This window comes from uncultured Campylobacter sp., from assembly GCF_937980635.1.
Classification (GTDB): Bacteria; Campylobacterota; Campylobacteria; order Campylobacterales; family Campylobacteraceae; genus Campylobacter_B.
In genome coordinates this window covers 1-19,821 of record NZ_CALJPG010000025.1, presented here as the reverse complement: position 1 = coordinate 19,821, position 19,821 = coordinate 1, and the positions used below count along the sequence as shown (strand labels likewise).

Below are 19,821 nucleotides of genomic sequence, written 5' to 3'. Positions count from 1 at the left end.
GAGAAATTTCGATCGCGTTCGGATATGCTCTAATGTCTAACGATATTTATACAGCGCAAAATTTAGTAGTATTTATATGTGACTCAAATTTTAGTTTGTTAGGAATTAAATTTTGAAGTTGCGGTTAAGCTCGGGCGTATGAAAAATGCCCGAGCGTGTGAAGCTATGAAATTTTATGCGCGGTTTGCAAAGCTTGCTTTGTCACGCGCTAGTAAAATTGCCTTTCAAGCTCTAGCAAAACTACCGAGCGCGCGGCTATAAATTTCACTTTGCGTGTGAGCGAACTATTCGACTTCGGCGTCGATGACGTCGTCGTCTTTTTTGCCGCCGTTTGAGCCGGAGCTTTGCGATCCGCCTTGCGCACCTTGATTTGCGCTGGCAGCCTTGTATAGATCCTCGGCGACCTTGCTTAGGGCTTCTACTTTAGAGTTTATCGCTTCCTTGCTCGCGTTTTCATCCTTTAGCACGGCTTTTAGATCATTTAGCGCGCCCTCGATCTTAGCGCGTAGATCGCCCGGCACCTTCTCGCCCATCTCGCTTAGGCTCTTTTCGGTTTGATGTGCGATGCTATCGGCTTGGTTGCGCGCCTCGACGGTTTCTTTGCGCTTGTTGTCTTCCTCTTTGTGAAGCTCGGCATCTTTTACCATCTTATCTATCTCGGCATCGCTTAAGCCGCTTGAGCCGGTGATGCGGATGTCAGTTGCCTTGCCGGTAGCCTTGTCTTTTGCTGAAACGGTTAAAATTCCGTTCGCGTCGATATTAAATTCCACCTCGATCTGCGGCACGCCGCGAGGAGCTGGCATGATGCCTTCAAGATTGAAATTTCCTAGCGATTTGTTGTCCTTTGCGAACTCGCGCTCGCCCTGCAAGACGTTGATCGTAACGGCGCTTTGATTATCCTCTGCAGTCGAGAAGGTTTGAGATTTTTTCGTAGGTATCGTAGTTCCCTTCTCTATTATCTTGGTCATAACGCCACCCAGGGTTTCGATGCCGAGGCTTAGCGGAGTGACGTCGAGTAGCAGCACGTCTTTTACGTCGCCTTTGATGACCGCGCCTTGGATCGCTGCGCCGATTGCTACGACTTCATCAGGGTTTACGCTCTTATTTAGCTCCTTGCCGAAAGCCTTTTTGACCTCCTCTTGCACGAGTGGCACGCGCGTCGAGCCGCCAACCATGACGACTTCTTTGATGTCGTTCATGCTAAGACCTGCATCGCTTACGACCTTTTTAAGCGTACTTATGGTCTCATCTACCAAAGAATCGATCATGCTTTCAAATTTAGCTCTAGTGATAGTTTTCATCAGGTGTTTAGGACCCGTAGCGTCTGCGGTGATGAAAGGTAAATTTACCGTCGTTTCCATCGCGCTGCTTAGCTCTTTTTTAGCGTTTTCCGCAGCCTCTTTTAGGCGCTGCATAGCCATGACGTCGCCGCGCAAGTCGATGCCTGTTTCAGATTGAAATTCCGAGGTTAAAAAGTCGATCAGTTTGTTATCGAAATCGTCTCCGCCCAAAAACGCATTACCGCCGGTAGCTAAAACTTCTACGACGCTATCGCCGGTTTCTAGCACGGTTACGTCGAATGTACCACCGCCTAGATCGTAAACGACGATCTTTTCAGATTCTTTTTTATCCAGCCCATACGCAAGCGCTGCTGCGGTCGGCTCGTTGATGATACGAAGCACGTTTAGGCCTGCGATCGTTCCTGCTTCTTTTGTTGCCTTTCTTTGGCTGTCGTTGAAATACGCAGGCACGGTTATGACCGCATCTACGACGGGCTCGCCCAAAAACGCCTCAGCATCCTCTTTTAGCTTGATTAGCACCTTGGCTGAAATTTCTTGCGGTGTATAAACCTTGCCCGCGATCTCTACCGCGCACGCGCCATTTCGGTCGATGATCTTATACGGTAGGCGCTTTTTGGCTTCCTGCGCGTTTTTCTCATTCATCATAAGACCCATGATTCGCTTGATCGAGTAGATCGTCTTTTCCGGGTTAGTTACTGCTTGGCGCTTGGCGCTGTCGCCTACTAAAACCTCGCCTTTGTCGGTGAAAGCGACTACCGACGGAGTGGTGTTTTTGCCCTCTTTGTTCGGTATGATCTTGCTCTCGCCGCGCTCAAATATGCTTACGCACGAGTTTGTTGTTCCTAGGTCAATGCCTATGACTTTTGCCATTTGTTTATCCTTTGTGTTGAATTTAAAATTTTAAAATTTGAGCGATTATTTCGCCACTACTACCATAGCGGCGCGCAAAACGCGCTGCTTATACATATAACCTTTTTGATATACTTGAACGATATCGCCTTTTTTAGCGCCTTCGGCTTCAATCATCGAAATAGCGTTATGCACGCTAGGATCAAATCCCGCATCCGTCGCTATCGGAACGATACCGTATTTTTCAAAAGTCTTTGTAAAAAGGCTTAGACATTGTTTTACGCCGACCTCGATTTTATCCGCAAGTTCATTGCCTTCCACATCAATTTTGGCGGCTTCCTCAAGCGCGTCGATTATCGGCAGCAAATCCTTCGCAAAGCTCTCGCTAGCGTAAGCAACAGCGCTATCTTTTTCTTTTTCCAAACGTTTTTTGAGATTTTCAAAATCCGCATTGGCGCGGTAAAATTTATCAGTGATCTCACTCAGCTCGTTTTGAAGCTTTTGTATCTGCGCATCGGTATCGTCGCATGTCTGCGCCTCTTGCGGCTCGCTCGCCTCTGACGCGCACTGCTCGCAAACCTCTTTTTCTTCACTATCGCACGCTGCATTTTTATCGCCGTGCTCTTTAAATTTATGGCTCATGCTACTCCTTTAGCGTAGTTAAAAAATTTCTCGTAATTCTCGTAAACGCTGCCTGCGCAGATCATCGTAGCGTCCTCGCCTTCGAATTTTACGGGGCGTTTGATCCCCATAAATCCGTGCTCGAAATAGGGCGCAAAGATCAAATTTTTAGTAAAATTTACGGCGATCGAGGGGTTAAGTAAAATTTTAAACCGCTCGTCTTTGAAAATTTTATACGCTACGACCTCGTTACAAAGAAATTCGATTTTAGAATTTTTTAGCTCTTTAATTTTGGTGCTAAGCTCGCGCAGACCGATCTGCATCGAAGCTAGCTCCAAATCTCCTAGTGAAATTCCTATTAAATTTGATAGGAATTTAAAAACTCTAAAATCGTATTTTAAGATAATCTCGTCTTTTCTAAATGCAAGGATTATGAAGCGATTATCGTGATTGATAACTTCGCTTAGGGCTTCGTTTTCGGCGTTGAAAATCATACAGTAAATTTCAAAATCCTCAAGCACCGCTTCTAGCTCGCGAGCATCGTCTATTTTTAACTCATCGTCGAAGCTAAGTCTAGCGCGCCAGTAATCCTGCATCGTCGCAACCGTCGGAATTCTACCACCGCTTACATGAAGCTGCGTCAAAGCCCCCTCGTCGCTTAAGCGCTTAAAATAAATTCGAATGCTAGACGCTGACATCGCTACGCCCATACGCTCACCCAGCTCGGAAGATCCGATCGGGGTGTTGCTATCGAGATAGGCGGAAATGATGGATTTCAGGATCATATCACGTTTATTCGTTTTCACTTTTAGCACTCTTTCGGTAAGATTGCCAGTATTATACAACATTGAGTGGCAATATGTCAAGGTTTTTATATAAATTTTATAAAATTTTAGCAATCGGGTCCTGAGTTTGCTAAATTTTAACTATGATTTTTGAGGTGAGCGTATTTCTTGGAATTCGCCGCGGCGCCGTTGTGGTAAATTTTATCGTATTTTTTGTATTTGTAAACATAAATTTTACCGCACAGTCGGTTTAGGGCTTCGTCGTATACGCTAGATAAATTCTATTTTGCAAAAATAGCGAATTGGCAGTATAGTTGCAAATTCCGTAGTTACCAGCTAAAATTTTGTCATTTGCTGAAATGCTGAAAATGTGAAGTTAAATGCCAAAAAAACGCAAAATCCCCGCCGAAATGGCGCGCAAGCTAGACGAAAGTGCTAGGCAAGCAAAGCGGTGCAAGAACTCGCAAAGCTCAAAATTTCACTCGCTGGCGCAAATTTAAATATACTTTAACGAATAGAAGTGTAAAATACGCCTCAAATTTCAACGATCAAGGGTTTTTATGCTAAAAGACATCTTCCTTTTCGGCGGTTTAATTTCTTACGACCACACTTTTATCTACCTTTTTTACTTCTTTTTGGTCGTCGCTATCATCGTAGCCGTCGCGCTTTGCTCCACTCGCTCGCTTCAGCTTGTGCCACACGGCATGCAAAATATCGCCGAAGCCTACCTAAGCGGCGTGCTAACGATCGGTAAGGACGCGATGGGTAGCGAGGAACAAGCTAAAAAATATCTTCCGCTAATCGCAACATTGGGATTTGTGATATTTTTTAGTAACGTTATCGGCTTGGTGCCGGGCTTTGAGTCGCCAAGTGCGAGTTTAAATTTAACCCTTTCGCTTACGCTTTGCGTTTGGTTGTACTACCATTTTGAGGGCGTTCGCGAGCACGGCGTGATCAACTATCTAAAGCACTTTATGGGGCCTGTGAAAATCCTAGCTCCGTTTATGTTCGTTATAGAGATCGTCTCGCATTTTTCGCGCGTCGTATCGCTTTCGTTCCGACTTTTTGGAAACATCAAAGGCGACGATACGTTTTTGCTAGTCATGCTTACTCTCGCTCCTGCGCTAGTGCCGATGGTACCATTTGCGCTGCTTACTTTTATGGCGATTTTGCAGACTTTCATTTTCATGGTTTTAAGCTACGTTTATCTAGCGGGCGCCGTGATCGTCGATGAGCATTAATTTTAAGCGAAATTTCTTATACTTCCTCGTGGGTGCGTCGTTCGGATTGATATTCGTCGGCGCATTCGTCTTTTTCGCCTACCCGTCATTTTATTTTTTGGGGTTAAAATTCCTCTTTATCTGCACCGCTCCCGGCGTGATATGCGTCATCATCACCTGCTTGATGGTCGATGTTTTCGACCTTAAAGAAAAGCTCCTTAGTGGCGGCGAGTAGAATCTATCCGATTAAATTTTAAAATTTAGCCGCGCCGTGCGCCGCTACAAGCGAGTATTAAAGCAAAAAATTGTAAAATTACGCGAAATTTTTATTCTAAAAGGTTAAGTTTATGTTTGAAACCGTGATCGGCCTGGAGGTACACTGCCAGCTAAATACCAAAACCAAAATTTTCTGCTCCTGCCCCACGAGCTTCGGCGATGAGGCGAATTCGCACGTCTGCCCGACCTGCCTAGCGCTTCCCGGCGCTCTTCCCGTGCTAAACGAGGAAGCGGTTAAAAAGGCTATCAGTTTCGGCACCGCCGTTAATGCGACGATCAATCGCAAGTCGGTATTCGACCGCAAAAACTACTTCTATCCCGACCTTCCCAAGGCGTATCAAATTTCGCAGTGGACGATCCCGATCGTTGAGCACGGCGAGCTTTTCATAGCCGCGGACGGACAGAGCAAGCGCATCGGCATCACGCGCGCGCACCTAGAGGAGGACGCGGGCAAAAATAACCACGAAAGCTCGCGCAGCCTAGTCGATCTAAACCGCGCCGGTACGCCGCTTTTGGAAATCGTAAGCGAGCCTGATATGCGCTCTGCGGACGAGGCGGTCGCGTATCTAAAAAAACTCCACAGCATTTTGCGCTTTTTAAATATCAGCGACGCGAATATGCAAGAAGGCTCGTTTCGCTGCGATGTAAACGTCAGCATCCGTCCGCAAGGCGAGCAAAAGCTCTACACGCGCGTGGAGATTAAAAATTTAAACTCCTTTAAATTTATCCAAAAGGCGATCGAATTTGAGATTGAGCGTCAGATCGAAGCGTGGCAGGACGGCAGATATGAGCAAGAGGTCGTGCAAGAAACCCGCCTTTTTGATACCGCTAAGCTCATCACTAAGCCGATGCGCAGCAAGGAGGACAGCGCCGAGTATCGCTACTTCCCCGATCCCGACCTGCTAACCGTGATCGTGGATGACGAGATGCTAGCTGCTGCGCAGCAGATCCCCGAGCTACCCGATCAGAAAAAGGCACGCTACGTCCGTGAGCTGGGCGTTAAAGAGAAGGACGCCGAGATCATAATCTCGACCTACGAAAATGCGCGATTTTTCGAGGAACTGATTGCTGCGGGGCACGAGCCAAAACTCTGCGTGAGTTGGCTTACCGTCGAGCTTGCAGGCAGGCTCAAAAATGGCGTTACGATCGAGGATTCGCCCGTAGGTAGCGCGAAGATGAGCGAGCTTTTAAGCGCGATCGAAGGCGGCGCAGTGTCTCAAAAGGCCGCCAAAGAGGTGCTTGATTATTTAATGGAGCACGACGAGGCTGTAAGCTCGGTCATCGATAAGCTGGGCTTGAGGCAAGTAAGCGACGACGGCGCTATTTTGGAGATCATAGCGCGCGTGATGAGCGCGAACGAGGAGAAGGTCGCGGACTATCGCGGCGGCAAGGACAAGCTATTCGGCTTCTTCGTAGGCCAAGTGATGAAAGAGGGCAAGGGCGCGTTTAATCCTGCGAAGGTGAACGAGCTTCTGAAACAGAAGCTGGGCTAATTTCGCAGCTTCTGCGGCGCAAACGGCGAATTAAATGCGGCGCGACGCATGCGATAGATGAAGCCCTTAGGGATAAAATTTTAAATCTGCTCGCAGCGTTTTGCTTCGAGCTAAAGCTTTCAGGCGCCAATGACGAGGGTTTTTGTGTGTTATATTATAATTTCATTCGGCGCGATCTCGGCGGCTACCCGCTCTGTCTCGCGCACGTTTTGTTCTTTTGAGTTCGTTTTTTCTCATGCGGGCCGTTTGTATCAAGTATCGGTCTGCGACGGAGGGGTTTAAGAAGGCACCCGTTAAAAAATTTTACTTACGGCTACCGTCAAAGCGCGGTAAAGCTCGCAGGGAATGCGTAAGATTACTCTGCTTGAGGAAGCAAAAACGGAAGCTCGGGGTGCGGCAGGTAGGATCGAATACGCAGGGGCGAATTTGAGTGGCGAGTCCATGTGCAGGCTAAATTTAATCAATCGCCGCGTCGGATACGCGTGCCCCAAACCGCGCCAAACGATAACGTTGCGAGCGACCGCAAGATTATCTAGGTCCAAGGCACGCCTTGATAGATTTAAGCGGATTTAAAAGCGCGATTTGCGATCGGGCGTTTGATTAAAATTTTTAAAAATTTGATTTGCTTCGGCGATGCACGAGTGAAATTTAAAACGTATAATGTAGTTTCAAAATTCTCATTCGTTCACTGCTGCGCCTTTTGTGAAAGTGTTTTTTGGCGGAAGAGCAAAACCTTAAAAGTATGAAATTTTAGTAAGGTAAATTTTAAAAAAAGCGAAGTTTTGGCTGAGTAAATTTCAAAAGCGCAAAATTTTAACGAGATGAAATTTCAAAAAGCGAATTTTAAAGCGTGGCTTCGGCTAGCATTTGCGCAGGCTCATGTCGGCGCTTTTGGGCTAATTTTTCAAAGAGCGGGAATTTCAAGAGAATGAAATTTGAAAAACCGCAAATTTGCGAATAAATTTTTAAAAAGGAACATAATGAAAATCGCGGTTATCGGCGCTGGCAAATGGGGTAGCGCGCTTTTTGACGCGCTTAGCGCGAAAAACGAATGCGTCATCACTTCGCGCACGCCAAGGCAAATTCCGCATTTTGTAAGCGTGAGCGAAGCGCTGGAGTGCGAAGCGCTCGTTTTCGCGCTCGCGGCACAACAAACCGCGCAGTGGCTGGATCAAAATTTCACCTACAAAAATCAAAAAATTCTAGTCGCTTCCAAGGGCATCGACGCGGCTAGCGGCAGGTTTTTAAACGAAATTTTTGAATCTCACGTCGCACGCGGCAATCTTGCTTATCTATCGGGTCCGTCGTTTGCCACCGAAGTCATGCAGAAGCTGCCTTGCGCGCTCGTCGTAAGCTCGTGCAATGAAAATCTAGCCGAGCTTTTCGCAAGCGCCTTCCCTGCCTACATCAAGACTTACACGAGTGGCGATATCATCGGCGCAGAGGTGTGCGGCGCGTATAAAAATGTCATCGCCATAGCTAGCGGCGTTTGCGATGGGCTCGAGCTCGGCAATAATGCTAGAGCGAGCTTGATCGCGCGCGGCATCGTAGAGATCGCGCGCTTCGGCAAGTTTTTCGGCGCGCGAGACGAGACCTTTTTGGGCTTAAGTGGCGTGGGCGATCTGTTTTTGACCGCCTCGAGTGCGCTATCGCGAAACTACCGCGTGGGATTAGGACTTGCGCGCGGCAAAGGGCTCGAGGAAATTCTGCGCGAGTTGGGCGAGGTCGCCGAGGGCGTGGCTACAACCGAAGCGGTCGTAAATATCGCGACAAAGCATAAGATCTACGCTCCGATCGCTACCGAGGTCGCGCAAATTCTGCGTGGCAAGGATGTAAGGGCGAGCCTAAAAGACCTGCTGCGCAAAAAATAGCCGTACGATGGAATTCTCTCGCTAAATTTTAGTGGCGGATTCGGCTTGCATAGGTTTTGATTTAGCCGCTATGTTTGTGAAATTTAGTTGCTGGTTTGCGGATTTTGGTCGTTGTTTGTTTGGATATGTCTACGCGGCTTTGCCTGATAATTTTATGGGCTTGATTTTCGCCTTGCGGCTTCGCGCATCTGATACGACGCAAAATCGCAGCAAAATGGCGCTTGTATACGATGTGGCGTAGCGGCTTTGACTTAAAATTTAGCTTTAAGCTTGAGTGCGAAATTTTAAAATGAGGTCGTAAAATTTTAAAACATTTAAGATGGATCGCAGGTAGTTTAGAAGCGCTATTGCTTCGTTTTGCTTGCAGCCGCCGATGGTCGGCAGTGGAGAGTGGAGCATATTGCTTGTCTGCGACCGGGTAGGTCAAAATTTTTGATGTGTCAGATTTAAAAATTAAGGCGTAGTATTTTTTCTTTAGACGAGGCGGAAAGGCATAAATTTTGAAAATATTCAAGACAGATGATGTGTAGTTTCGATAAATTTTTAGTGCTTGCAAAGGAGCGGACTTGTTCGTCCGTGACTGCGGTGAGTTAAATTTTACAGAATGTCGGTGTATTATAAATTTTAATACAGGAGCCAAGGTGAAGGATTGCGAGATGGATTTAAGGGTTGCGACGTAAAAATTTAGCGAAGATAAGGCATACGGCCTATCAAGCTAAATTTACTAGCTCCGTTAAAGACGCTCGCGAGGCAAGCCGCAAAGATAAAAGAGGAGAAGATGGAAAAATACGAAGGCTACAATCTCAGGCTACGCGACGCTCTCGTCGGCGTGCAATTTTTATTCGTGGCGTTTGGTGCGCTCGTACTGGTGCCGATATTAACGGGGCTTGATACGTCCGTAGCGCTGTTTACGGCGGGCATCGGCACGCTGCTGTTTCAGCTCATCACGCGCAAAAACGTCCCGCCGATCTTTCTCGCGTCTAGTTTTGCGTTTATCGCGCCGCTAAGCTTTGGCGTGAAAGAGTGGGGTATCGCCGCGACTATGAGCGGAGTGATCGCGGCAGGGCTTTTTTACGTGGTCCTGAGCCTGCTTATTAGGCTCAAAGGCGAGGGCTTTTTGCATAAAATTTTGCCGCCCGTAGTCGTGGGGCCCGTTATCATGACGATCGGTCTCATCCTCTCGCCCGCAGCCGTAAATATGGTAATGGGCAAGGGTAAGGAGGCGCTCTATACGCAGGGGCAGTCGCTTACCATCGCGCTCATCTCGCTCTCGGCGGTTATCGTCGTGATGATGTTTGGCCGCGGTATGCTGCGCCTCGTGCCGATACTTTGCGGCATCGCGGCGGGATACTGCGCGTCGCTATTTATCGGCATCGTGGATTTTACGCCGATTCTAAACGCGCCGTGGTTTGCGGTGCCGCATTTCACCGCGCCGGTTTTCAAACTCGAAGCCGTGATCTACATGGTGCCTATCGCTATCGCGCCCGCGATCGAACACATCGGCGACATGCTTGCGATCAGCAACGTCACGAAGGAAAATTTCCTAAAAAATCCGGGGCTTAAAAGCACGCTGCTTGGCGACGGACTCGCGACGTCGCTGGCAGGGTGCTTCGGCGGGCCTCCAAACACCACCTACTCGGAGGTCACGGGCGCGGTTAGCATCACGAAGGCCTACAATCCCGCCATCATGACCTTTGCTGCGCTTACGGCGATACTGCTAGCTTTTGTGGGTAAGCTCGGCGCCGCGCTCTCCACGATCCCCGCTCCCGTCATCGGCGGCATCATGCTGCTGCTTTTTGGTATCATCGCTAGCGTGGGCATGGAGACTCTGATCAAAAACAATATGGATCTAGCCGAGCCGCGCAATATGATCATCGTCGCGCTCATCTTCGTATGCGCGATCGGCGGCATGGTGCTGGATTTTGGCGCGATGAGCTTTAGCGGAGTGGGACTTGGCGCGCTCATCGGCATCACGTTAAATTTGGTGCTGCCAAAGACCAAGCATTTTGACGGCTACTAAGTTAAATTTGCGCGGAGCTTGCGTGGTTTCGCGCGGTTACGGGTAAATTTGAGCTAAAATTTCGGCGTCAAATTTGCCCGCAGCTTTCCGAACTCTAAATTTTAAAATTTCCTCCGCAAACGCTTTTAAATTTCTAACGTTTTAAACTAGCAAGATATATAATTGCCTTATGAAAAAGGCGAATAATTTAAGCAAATTTGATAAAAAGGCGCTAATGTTGCTTTTTGCGGTACTTTTCGTGCCGCTCTTCGTCTCGCTCGTTTTCATCTATGAGCTATCGGTGTATGACCGCTCGCGCGAGCTGCCCGCAGACGCGCAAAAGATCGGTCACAGTGATTACTACAACATCGGCGGCAAAATTTACCTACGCTCTTGGAATCTCGCTCCCTACGAGTTAGAGGGCGGCGCGGACGCGGCGAGTTTTCGCGCGCTTGATACCGGCAGATACTCCTACACAAACGTCGGTATGGACGCTAGTAGCGTATTTTGCGGCGCTCGCAAGATGTCAGGACTGGATCCCGCGCGCACGCAAAAGATCGGCTCTCGCTACTACAGCGACGGACGCGTGAGCTATTTCTGCTCGGACGTCACGCAGCGCACGGGCGGCGCGATAAGCTACATTTATAAAGTATTTTTCCATGCGTTTGGGCTCTCAAAATGGCCGCAGGAGTACAACTATCCATACGCTAGACTTGATACTAGCGCGCCTATATCGCCGCTGACCGAGAGCCCTTACGTCGCCACCGACGGCGAGCGGGTATTTTACGAGGGTAAAATTTTAGCGGGTGCGGATGCAAAAAATCTAAAACAGATAAGGCTAAAAATCATACACGAAGACAGTCCTGACTCGCCCGCGCACTTTCGCCAGGTCGATCGGTGGCTAAGCGACGGACGCAGCGTCTATGTGGACGGCGAGAGGCTAAATTTCACGCCTAGCGAGCGGATGTATCTCGTGGAGCCAAACGCCGGCATAGAGTTTCTTTTTGATCCCGCTACGGGCGCAGTGTTTATGGACGGCGAGAGATTTGATGCCGCAAACGAGCCCTATACGCCGCTAAATTTTCAGAGCGGGCATCAGGAATACATGCTGTTTGCGAGCAAAAACGGCATATTTTATCTAAGCAAGGATAAAATTTTAAATCGACCGCGCGGCAGCGGCGCCGAGGGTTGGATAAAAGACGCATTTTGGTACGTTTATTATAAATTTGGCGCAGACGCCAGCCGGCTAAGCGCGTTAAAAAGGGCGGGCGATAATCCGTTTAAAGGCGCCGTACGGCAGATCTCGGAGAAGCTTTTTAGGGACGACGCTGGATTTTACTATCTAAATTTCTACTCGCATAGCGTTTACGTCACGGGTCGCAGCGGCAGGCATCTGGATAAGCGGACGAATTTCATCGAGCTGCGAAAGATCATGCTGGATGTGCATGACGATGAGGTGATGGCGCAGGTCGCGGACGAGGCGGCGCGAAACCCCGAAATGTCGCAGCAGGTCTTTACCGCGCAGGACGTGGAGTATGAAAACGGTGCGGCTTTTTATATGTATTGCCTCGCGGCGGTTTTGTTGCTCGGAGCTTGGATTTATAGCTACCTTAGAAAGCGCAGCTTGCGACGCGGTTAAATTTAGCGGTGCGACGGAAGGTAAATTTAGAGCGAGACAAAAATACCGACGTCGTGTTATCCAGCACACCCTTGGCTACGGAAGGTAAATTTTAAGAGCGGGACGGCACGGCGGAGCAGTAAATTTAATATAGTATTGCGGTTGCCAGCGCAGCAATGCGGCAAAATTTGGGTACTGCGATTACGAGTACGACAAGTGTAAGTAAAGAGAGACGGCTCTACCATTATTTTTAAAGCGTTCCATTATGGGCAAGGCATCATGGCGGTGGGATGTGATAAACGGGCCATAAAAGCTACAGGTATTGCATTGTATGTCGGCGCGCAATAATGAGGCGGCGGGAGATAACGGGACTCGGTATAAAGTGGCAAATAAGATGTACAAAGCAAGCTTTGTGGCTTTTGCTTTTTGAGACCTATTTAATTTCGCCGTGCGAGGGTTATTTGAGGCATGGTGAGCTCCACTAAATTTAAAGGCGAAACGGGAAAGACATCGTTTTTGCTTACGACGATGGGCGCGTGCTGAAGTACCGCTTTGGCGGCACACTTTGTTTTAAATTTCATAGCGTCTGTTGGCTTAGGCTCGCGCCGTATATAATTTTAGTGGCAAAATGAGCGTAAAATTCCATGCTGTATTTGCACGGAAGCACGCAAACTAAGGTATTGTGTTAGACCTAGCGAGCATCGATGTCGTACCGCTTCGGCAAAATTTCATTTTCAGTATTTTTTGTATCTCATTTGTGCTTATATGCTCGAGTGTTGCTTTGGCAAAATTTTATTTGCTAAACGCGCACTGCCTACTTATCGCCACATTTGTTCGCACTGGGCAATTATTGCTTCGTCTATATCTCCTAAGGCGCGCAGCACCCCAATAGTAAAATCAATAAATGCGTTTCCGTTTGCGGTGATCATTTTACCGTCTACTACGGCTTCGCGACTTGTTTGTATAAAGGCATGCTTATTTTTGTATTTTGGCAAATTAACGATGTCTGCTAGACTATTTGCGGTGTGATGGCAGTCATTTAGCGCTCCTGCCGCCGCTAAGAAATACGCCCCGTCGCAAATACCGCCTACCACCTTGCCTTGTTGTTTAAATTCCTCTATTAAATTAGCAATTTTTGAGGCGTTTTCGCTAGGCAGTTCGCGCCATGAATTTCTAGCGCCGATTAACACGATTGCCGCGGCATCTGGCGAAATTTCATCTATTGTTAAATCAGGTTTTGCGCGTAAAGCTCCAAACGATACTTTCTCGTTTTTATCGGTTGAGGCATAAAGGATGCTATAGTCCGTGAAATATCGTAGTGCGGGAGCCAGTAGCGAAGCCTCCCAGTCGGCAAAGCCGTCTAAAATAACGATTACTAAAGTTTTCATAAAGTCTCCTTGAATAACCTACACTACTCAGTTCGGTTCGCTTATCAAACTAAGCAAAATCGTAGAATTTATAAAATTTTTTAGAATTCCGCTTTGGATTTAGAACGGAATTCTATGATTTTTCAGGTACGCGCGATAACATCGCTTTAAAAAGCCCCGCCACCTCGGCGTGTCGCTAGATCGCTATATCTGCGTTTTGCCCTAACTCTCGATATAGGTTTTGAGTTTGCGTCCGATCTTTGGGTGCTTTAGCTTTTTGATCGCCGAGCTTTCGATCTGGCGGACGCGCTCGCGGGTGATATTGAGCTCCTTGCCGATCTCTTCAAGCGTGCGGTCGCTCTCGTCGTCAAGTAGTCCGAATCGCATGCGAATGACCGTGCGCTCGCGGTCGTTGAGCTGCTCTAAGATATCGTCGATCTGCTCTTTTAGGTCGGATTTTAAAATTTGCTCGATCGGCGAAACCGAGCTTTTGTCCTCGACGAAATCGCCGAATTTACCGTCGTCCTCGTTTCCGATCGGCGCTTCTAGACTAATCGGCTCCTTTGTGATTTTGATGACCTGCTTTACCTTATCGACGCTAAGGCCTACCTCTTGCGCGATGACGTTGATATCGGGCTCCTTGCCGCCTTCTTGCATATATTTGCGCGTGATTTTATTAATTCGATTTATCGTCTCGATCATATGGATCGGGATGCGGATCGTGCGCGCTTGATCGGCGATGGCGCGGCTGATCGCCTGGCGGATCCACCACGTCGCGTATGTCGAAAATTTATAGCCGCGCTTGTATTCAAATTTATCCACCGCCTTCATGAGCCCGATGTTGCCCTCCTGGATGAGGTCTAAAAACGGCAGCCCGCGGTTGGTGTAGCGCTTAGCGATGGAGACGACCAGGCGCAGGTTGGACTTCGCCATGCGCGCCTTTGCATTGTCGCTGATGCGCTTGCCGCGCTTAATTTGCTCTAAAATTTCTTTCAGCCGCTCGGGCTCGAGGTTGAAGCTTTTTTTGCTAGCTTCTTTTGTCAAAAAGAGCTTTTTTATATCGACGTAGGTCGAGACCATCGTAGCTTCCGGCACGCGCGCGATGATGTCGTCCTTGCTAAGCCTCGTGATCTCTTTTAGAATTTTTTTGTGATTTTCGCGCAGTTCGGCGCTAAACATCGGCAGCTTGTACTCTAAGCGCTTTAGCTCCTTTTCGAAGCCCTCGTCGCTTTTTAGCGCGGTCTCCATCGATTTTACGATCTCGGTGATGAGCTTGCTCGTAGGCCCCAGATCCATGAGCTTTTCTTTTAAAATTTTCTTTTTAAACGCCAAGTTTAGCTTCGATAAAATTCCCTTGCTCTCCTTAATCGCCTCGGCGTTTTTCTCGGCAAATTTCATCCAGTCCTTTTTGGCTTTTTCGAGAGCCTTGAAGCTTTCGATGACCTTTAGAGCGCGCTTATCGTTCTTTTTGGATCGCCTTTGCTTCGCCTCGTCCGCGCTCTCCTCATCCTCCTCGTCGTCGTAATCCTCCTCCGATAGTTCCTCTTCGTCCTCCTCTTCACCCTCTTCGTCGCTGTCGTCAAAGCTCTTGAAAAGTTCCTTGACGCGGCGTTCGCGGTTGATTAGCGGCTCCTTATAATCCAATATAAAATCGATCAGATACGGCACCGAGCAAAACGCGTCGATGATGATATCCTCGCCGAGCTCGATTTTTTTGCTGATCTCGATCTCCTCTTCTTTGGTTAGCAGCGGGATCTGTCCCATTTCGCGCAGATACATCCGCACGGGGCTGTCCGAGCGGCTCCACTCCAAAAGCTCGACGTCGCTGGATAGATCAAACTCCTCGTCCCAGCCCTCGTCCAGCAGCTTTTTTTGCGTGGCTTCTTTGAGTTTCGCGTCCTCTAAATTTTTGATTTTGGAGATTTCTGCGGCGGAGATCAGCTCGACGTCGAATTTTTTCGTAAGCGCTTCGACTTTCTTAACGGCCGTCGCGGTGGGAGCCTTGTCGAAAAATTTTATCAGTCTTTCGTAGGTGATGTAGCTTTTCTGATTTTCGTCGAAGAACTGCTCGATGGGGCTTAAGGCGTCTTTTGGGCTCGCCATAAAATCTCCTTGTGTCGTTGTGTATTTGGTTTTGGAAAATCGGATTATACCGAAACGCTCTTTATTTTTGCTTATATACGGCGCGAACTATCTAAATTTAATGATTTTTCAAATTCTAGAAATTAGGCTAAATTTTAAAATTTAGGTTATATTTTTAGCTAAATTTAAGATTACTCTCTAAAATTCCGTGCTTGCAAGACGAAAATTGGTGCGCCGAAATTCCGCTTCCTTTACGCCGCCGATTTAAAATTTAACGCCTACGTACTTTCTATCTCTGTGCTCTTGTGTTTAAATTTAGCCCTAAATTTCAAGCGAGGAATTCCGCCCTCATATCGGAGCGATTGAGCGGATTTTAATAAATTTGTCGGTAAAATCGCGCATCTATTTTAAAATTTAAGGCGGAAATATGGCAAAAGTATGGAAATTCGGCGATGATATCGACACCGACATTATTATCGCGGCGCGCTACCTAAATACCTCCGACGCAGCAGTGCTTGCGACGCATATCATGGAGGATGCGGACAAGGATTTTTCGTCCAAAATCGCTCGCGGCGACATCATCGTAGCGGGGAAAAATTTCGGCTGCGGCAGCTCGCGCGAGCACGCTCCGATGGCGCTTAAGGCCGCCGGGATTTCATGCGTGATCGCAAAAAACTTTGCTAGGATTTTTTATCGAAACAGCTTCAACACCGGCTTTTTGATCCTTGAATGCGACGAAACGGATAAGATCGCGCAGGGCGACGAGCTTAGCATCGATCTAAAGGGCGGCGTAATTAAAAATTTGACTCAAAAAACTGAGTATAAATTCGGCGCGATACCGGAGTTTATGCAAAAGCTACTCGACGCGGGCGGAGCGATAAATTACGCAAAAACAAAGATAAACTTGTAAGGAATTTGGATGAAAAAATACGACGTATGCGTGATAAAAGGCGACGGAATCGGCCCCGAGATCATCGAAGAGGCGATCAAGGTGCTCGATGCCGTAAGCCATAAATTTAATTTCGAGCTAAATTTTGACTACCGCTTAATGGGCGGCTCTGCGATCGACATTATGGGCGTTCCGCTTCCAGATGAAACGCTAAATGCCGCTAAATCAAGCGACGCGGTGCTTTTCGGTGCGATCGGCGGCGCTAAATGGGACGGCTTGCCGCGCGAACTGCGCCCAGAAAGCGGACTGCTAAAAATCCGCAAAGAGCTTGGAGCGTTTGCAAACCTGCGCCCTGCGATGATTTTTGATGAGCTGATAAACGCTTCGACGCTAAAGCCGGAGATCATCAAAGGCGTCGATATAATGGTGGTGCGCGAGCTTACGGGCGGGATTTATTTCGGACAGCCGCGCGTTAAAAACGAAAAGGATGCGCTAAATACGATGTGCTACAACGCCGCCGAGATTGAGCGCGTGGCTAAGGTCGCGTTTGAGGCTGCGCTTTTGCGAAATAAAAAGATAACGCTCGTGGATAAGGCCAACGTGCTTGAAACAAGCCAGCTGTGGCGCGAGGTCGTAAGCGAGCTAGCCAAAAATTATGCGGGGATAAATTTGGAGTTTATGTACGTAGATAATGCCGCGATGCAGCTCGTGCGGGCGCCCGCACAGTTCGACGTGATCTTGACGGAGAATTTATTCGGCGATATTTTAAGCGACGAGGCGAGCATGATCTGCGGCTCGATCGGGCTGCTTCCGAGTGCAAGTATCGGCGGTAAGGTAGGCATCTATGAGCCGATCCACGGCAGTGCGCCCGACATCGCGGGACAAGGCATCGCAAACCCGATCGCTACGATTTTAAGCGCTGCGATGATGCTAAAATACGCATTCGGCGAAAATGAAGCGGCAGCGGCTATCGAGCTTGCCGTGCGCGCCGTGCTTCGCGACGGATACCGCACCAAGGACATCGCGCAGTACGACGCCAAAGAAATTTGCTCGACTGCAGAGATCGGCTCGATCATCGCAGATTACGCGGCTAAGGCTTAGGAGCCAGCTTTGAATGGTGCGCTAGCATACGCTATGGAGCTTGAGAAAAAAGGCGATATCTACGGCGCGATGCGGATTTGCCGCGGTATTTTACGCGATAATCCGCAAGATGGCGATGCGGCGGTGCTTTTTGCGCGGCTAAATTTAAATTATCGAGTAAGCTCTGGCGTTAATATGGCGATGTTAGAGCGCTTTTTAAGCGTCGATGCGAGCAAACAAGCAGAATTTAAGAGGTGGCTAATTGATGTATGAAAATGAACTAGAAGATATCATCGAAGCAGTAAATGAGATGAAAGCGCAAAAGCGCGCACAAGATTTGGTGGCGCAGCAAGAGGGGGCTGTGAATGCAAACAGCACTGAAACAGGAGCGCAGGCTTCGCAGGATGCTTTAAGCCCCGCTTCTTTTGCGCCAGATCCAATTGCACCTGATGCCTTAAATTCCGCATCTGCGCCGGATATCGCTTCATCAAATGCGCAAAATTTTACTTCCTTAGATACTAAAAATTCCACTTCACGCTTTGTTTCATCGGACGCTTTAAATTCCGCCCTAGATCGTTCAAATGCCCTTGCACGCAAGAGCTCTGCGCCTAGCAGCGCGGAATTTACGGCGGACGCTACTTTAAAAAAATCTGCTGCAAAAGATGAAAATTTTACTTTTTCCAGCGAGGAGAATTTTAAAAACTCTGATCTTACAAGCAGTGAAAATTCCGTGGCCTCCGTCTCTTTAAATGGAGAAAATTTTATAAATTCCACTTCCACAAGTGGCAAAAATTCCACAAATTCAACCTTTGCAAGCGATGAAATTTTAAAAAGCTCCGCTGCGAAATTTGACGAAAGCTTTCGTGATTTATCGGGCATTGCAGGCGAAATTTACGATAGTTTAGGCAGCGATATGAATGGGTTTATTTCGCCGCAAAGCAGGAACGCAAGTATGGCGCAAAGCTCTGCCAAAAGTAAAGATTTTGAATTAGCGCTAAATTCTACGGATGATGACTCCCAAAGCGAGCAAGATTTGACGCCTCGTATTTTAGGTGCGCATTTTAAGGAGCTAAGCAATGACGATTTGGGGTCTGGCTCTGATTTCAAAAAAAACGAAGTTGACGATTATTTCAGTGCGGCGCATTCTAAAAAGCAGGATTTAGCGTCGCTTCAAGCGCAAAATTCCGTCGCGCTAAATATCCGCAATGCTGCCGTGCAGCAGCAAAATTTCGTTTCACAGCCGCAGAATTTTACTATGCCTGGGGTGCGAGACGATGAGTTCGCCATGCCGCAGCTTCACAATTCTGCCGCGCAGGATATGCAAGCTGGAAGTTTTGCCTCTTCTGGTGCTCTAAATTCCGCTGTGCGCCAGCCAGAGGAAGCGCGACATCTTGGGGCCGCGAGACAACCTCAAGCGGGTGACAAATCAAAATATCTCGCAAATACAGATTTTAAAATTTCAAGCGAAGCAGAGTTTTTGAGCGCGATAAAAGAGCGAATTTTAGTGCTTTTCGAGGGGCTGAACGCTTTTGATCAGGGTGATTTGAACGCGCGCATGGAGCTAAATTTAAAATTTATGGAATTTTTGCTTGCAAGTATCGAAAACCGACTTGAAAATCTATCAAAATGACGATTTCATCGTGCTTTTAGATTATCTTAGAAAATTTAGCTCACGCATATATCTGGTAGGCGGCTGCGTGCGCGATCATTTTTTGGGGTGGGCGAGCGCTGATGTGGATGTGGAGCTTTACGATGTGGATCCGCGCCGCTTCGAGCAAATTATGCAAGACTTCGGTGCACAGGGCGTCGGCAAAAGCTACTTCGTCTATAAATACAAAAGCTTTGACATCTCGCTGCCGCGCACCGAGAGTAAGATAGGCATCGGACACAAGGGCTTTAGTGTCGCTTTGGCTACGGACGAACATGAGGCTAGCAGGCGGCGCGATTTTACGATCAATGCGATGGCCTACAATGAGAAAAGCGGGATCGTGGATCTCTTTCAGGGCATGGAGGATCTTGAGAGAGGAGAGATCCGTGCAGTGGGAGAGGCGGAGCTTCGCTTCCGGGAGGACGCGCTTCGGATGCTCCGGGCGCTCCGCTTCTCGGCGCAGCTTCGCTTCCGTATCGCTCCGGGGACGCTGGAGGCGGTTCGAAGCCTCGCACGGGGACTTTCCAGAGTATCGAAGGAGCGGATCCGGGAGGAGCTCACAAAGCTCCTCCTCTCGGACAGTCCGGAGCAGATGGAGCTTGTGTTTCAGACCGGACTCGCCCCCTATGTCTCAGAGCATTTTCCGGAGATCGCGTCTCCTTCTCTCCCCGAGCTCTCGGGAGATATGGAGAGAGAGGCCTTTCTTCGCTGGGGGATGCTCC

16 protein-coding genes and 1 pseudogene are annotated in these 19,821 nt (G+C 48.3%); 11 read left to right on the top strand and 6 right to left on the bottom strand.

Annotated features, from left to right (window positions below; all coding sequences use genetic code 11):
• Positions 1–284 precede the first annotated feature (284 nt).
• Genes dnaK through Q0460_RS07925 form a run of 3 tightly spaced genes read right to left on the bottom strand, consistent with a single transcriptional unit; the run spans position 285 to position 3,577 of the window.
• On the bottom strand, positions 285–2,171 hold the full coding sequence (dnaK, locus tag Q0460_RS07935; RefSeq protein ID WP_291937735.1) for a molecular chaperone DnaK: 1,887 nt from the start codon (positions 2,169–2,171) through the stop codon (positions 285–287).
• Positions 2,172–2,216: 45 nt separating this feature from the next.
• Positions 2,217–2,792, bottom strand: coding sequence for a nucleotide exchange factor GrpE (locus Q0460_RS07930; protein WP_297881939.1), 576 nt, complete (start codon positions 2,790–2,792; stop codon positions 2,217–2,219).
• Positions 2,789–3,577, bottom strand: coding sequence for an HrcA family transcriptional regulator (locus tag Q0460_RS07925; protein WP_299086245.1), 789 nt, complete (start codon positions 3,575–3,577; stop codon positions 2,789–2,791). The genes Q0460_RS07930 and Q0460_RS07925 overlap by 4 nt, the downstream gene beginning before the upstream one ends.
• Before the next feature lie 539 nt (positions 3,578–4,116).
• Between Q0460_RS07925 and Q0460_RS07920 the strand changes: the two genes are divergently transcribed.
• The 6 genes from Q0460_RS07920 (at position 4,117) to Q0460_RS07895 (ending at position 12,054) form a co-directional block, all read left to right on the top strand.
• Positions 4,117–4,797, top strand: coding sequence for a F0F1 ATP synthase subunit A (locus Q0460_RS07920; RefSeq protein WP_177387592.1), 681 nt, complete (start codon positions 4,117–4,119; stop codon positions 4,795–4,797).
• Positions 4,787–5,011: a hypothetical protein gene (locus Q0460_RS07915; protein ID WP_297896069.1), complete on the top strand. Its 225-nt coding sequence runs from the start codon at positions 4,787–4,789 to the stop codon at positions 5,009–5,011. Before Q0460_RS07920 ends, Q0460_RS07915 begins: the two co-directional genes overlap by 11 nt.
• 112 nt (positions 5,012–5,123) lie before the next feature.
• Complete coding sequence (gene gatB / locus Q0460_RS07910; protein ID WP_299086244.1) at positions 5,124–6,545, top strand: Asp-tRNA(Asn)/Glu-tRNA(Gln) amidotransferase subunit GatB; 1,422 nt, start codon at positions 5,124–5,126, stop codon at positions 6,543–6,545.
• Positions 6,546–7,522: 977 nt separating this feature from the next.
• Positions 7,523–8,416 (top strand): NAD(P)H-dependent glycerol-3-phosphate dehydrogenase, encoded by an 894-nt coding sequence (locus Q0460_RS07905; protein ID WP_299086273.1) that lies wholly within the window; start codon positions 7,523–7,525, stop codon positions 8,414–8,416.
• 778 nt (positions 8,417–9,194) lie between these two features.
• On the top strand, positions 9,195–10,436 hold the full coding sequence (locus tag Q0460_RS07900) for a uracil-xanthine permease family protein (protein ID WP_299086243.1): 1,242 nt from the start codon (positions 9,195–9,197) through the stop codon (positions 10,434–10,436).
• Positions 10,437–10,653: 217 nt separating this feature from the next.
• Positions 10,654–12,054 (top strand): DKNYY domain-containing protein, encoded by a 1,401-nt coding sequence (locus tag Q0460_RS07895; RefSeq protein WP_299086242.1) that lies wholly within the window; start codon positions 10,654–10,656, stop codon positions 12,052–12,054.
• A gap of 416 nt (positions 12,055–12,470) precedes the next feature.
• Here the strand turns inward: Q0460_RS07895 and Q0460_RS07890 are convergent, their stop codons facing one another.
• The 3 genes from Q0460_RS07890 to rpoD all read right to left on the bottom strand — a co-directional run bounded on the left by Q0460_RS07890 (position 12,471) and on the right by rpoD (position 15,503).
• Positions 12,471–12,614 (bottom strand): hypothetical protein, encoded by a 144-nt coding sequence (locus Q0460_RS07890; RefSeq protein WP_297990027.1) that lies wholly within the window; start codon positions 12,612–12,614, stop codon positions 12,471–12,473.
• 237 nt (positions 12,615–12,851) lie between these two features.
• Positions 12,852–13,421, bottom strand: coding sequence for a DJ-1/PfpI family protein (locus Q0460_RS07885; protein WP_298705913.1), 570 nt, complete (start codon positions 13,419–13,421; stop codon positions 12,852–12,854).
• 201 nt (positions 13,422–13,622) lie between these two features.
• Positions 13,623–15,503: an RNA polymerase sigma factor RpoD gene (rpoD, locus tag Q0460_RS07880; RefSeq protein WP_299086241.1), complete on the bottom strand. Its 1,881-nt coding sequence runs from the start codon at positions 15,501–15,503 to the stop codon at positions 13,623–13,625.
• A 406-nt stretch (positions 15,504–15,909) separates the two neighbouring features.
• On the opposite strand from rpoD, the gene Q0460_RS07875 reads away from it, so the two are divergent.
• From Q0460_RS07875 to Q0460_RS07855, 5 genes and pseudogenes are all read left to right on the top strand, one after another.
• Positions 15,910–16,392 (top strand): 3-isopropylmalate dehydratase small subunit, encoded by a 483-nt coding sequence (locus tag Q0460_RS07875; protein ID WP_295152543.1) that lies wholly within the window; start codon positions 15,910–15,912, stop codon positions 16,390–16,392.
• Between the two features lie 9 nt (positions 16,393–16,401).
• Positions 16,402–17,472: a 3-isopropylmalate dehydrogenase gene (gene leuB / locus Q0460_RS07870; protein ID WP_299086240.1), complete on the top strand. Its 1,071-nt coding sequence runs from the start codon at positions 16,402–16,404 to the stop codon at positions 17,470–17,472.
• A gap of 9 nt (positions 17,473–17,481) precedes the next feature.
• Positions 17,482–17,724: a hypothetical protein gene (locus Q0460_RS07865; RefSeq protein ID WP_299086239.1), complete on the top strand. Its 243-nt coding sequence runs from the start codon at positions 17,482–17,484 to the stop codon at positions 17,722–17,724.
• Positions 17,717–19,081, top strand: coding sequence for a hypothetical protein (locus Q0460_RS07860; RefSeq protein WP_299086238.1), 1,365 nt, complete (start codon positions 17,717–17,719; stop codon positions 19,079–19,081). Before Q0460_RS07865 ends, Q0460_RS07860 begins: the two co-directional genes overlap by 8 nt.
• A pseudogene (locus Q0460_RS07855) lies at positions 19,062–19,821 on the top strand (hypothetical protein); the annotation flags it as partial. The gene Q0460_RS07860 and the pseudogene Q0460_RS07855, both read left to right, overlap by 20 nt.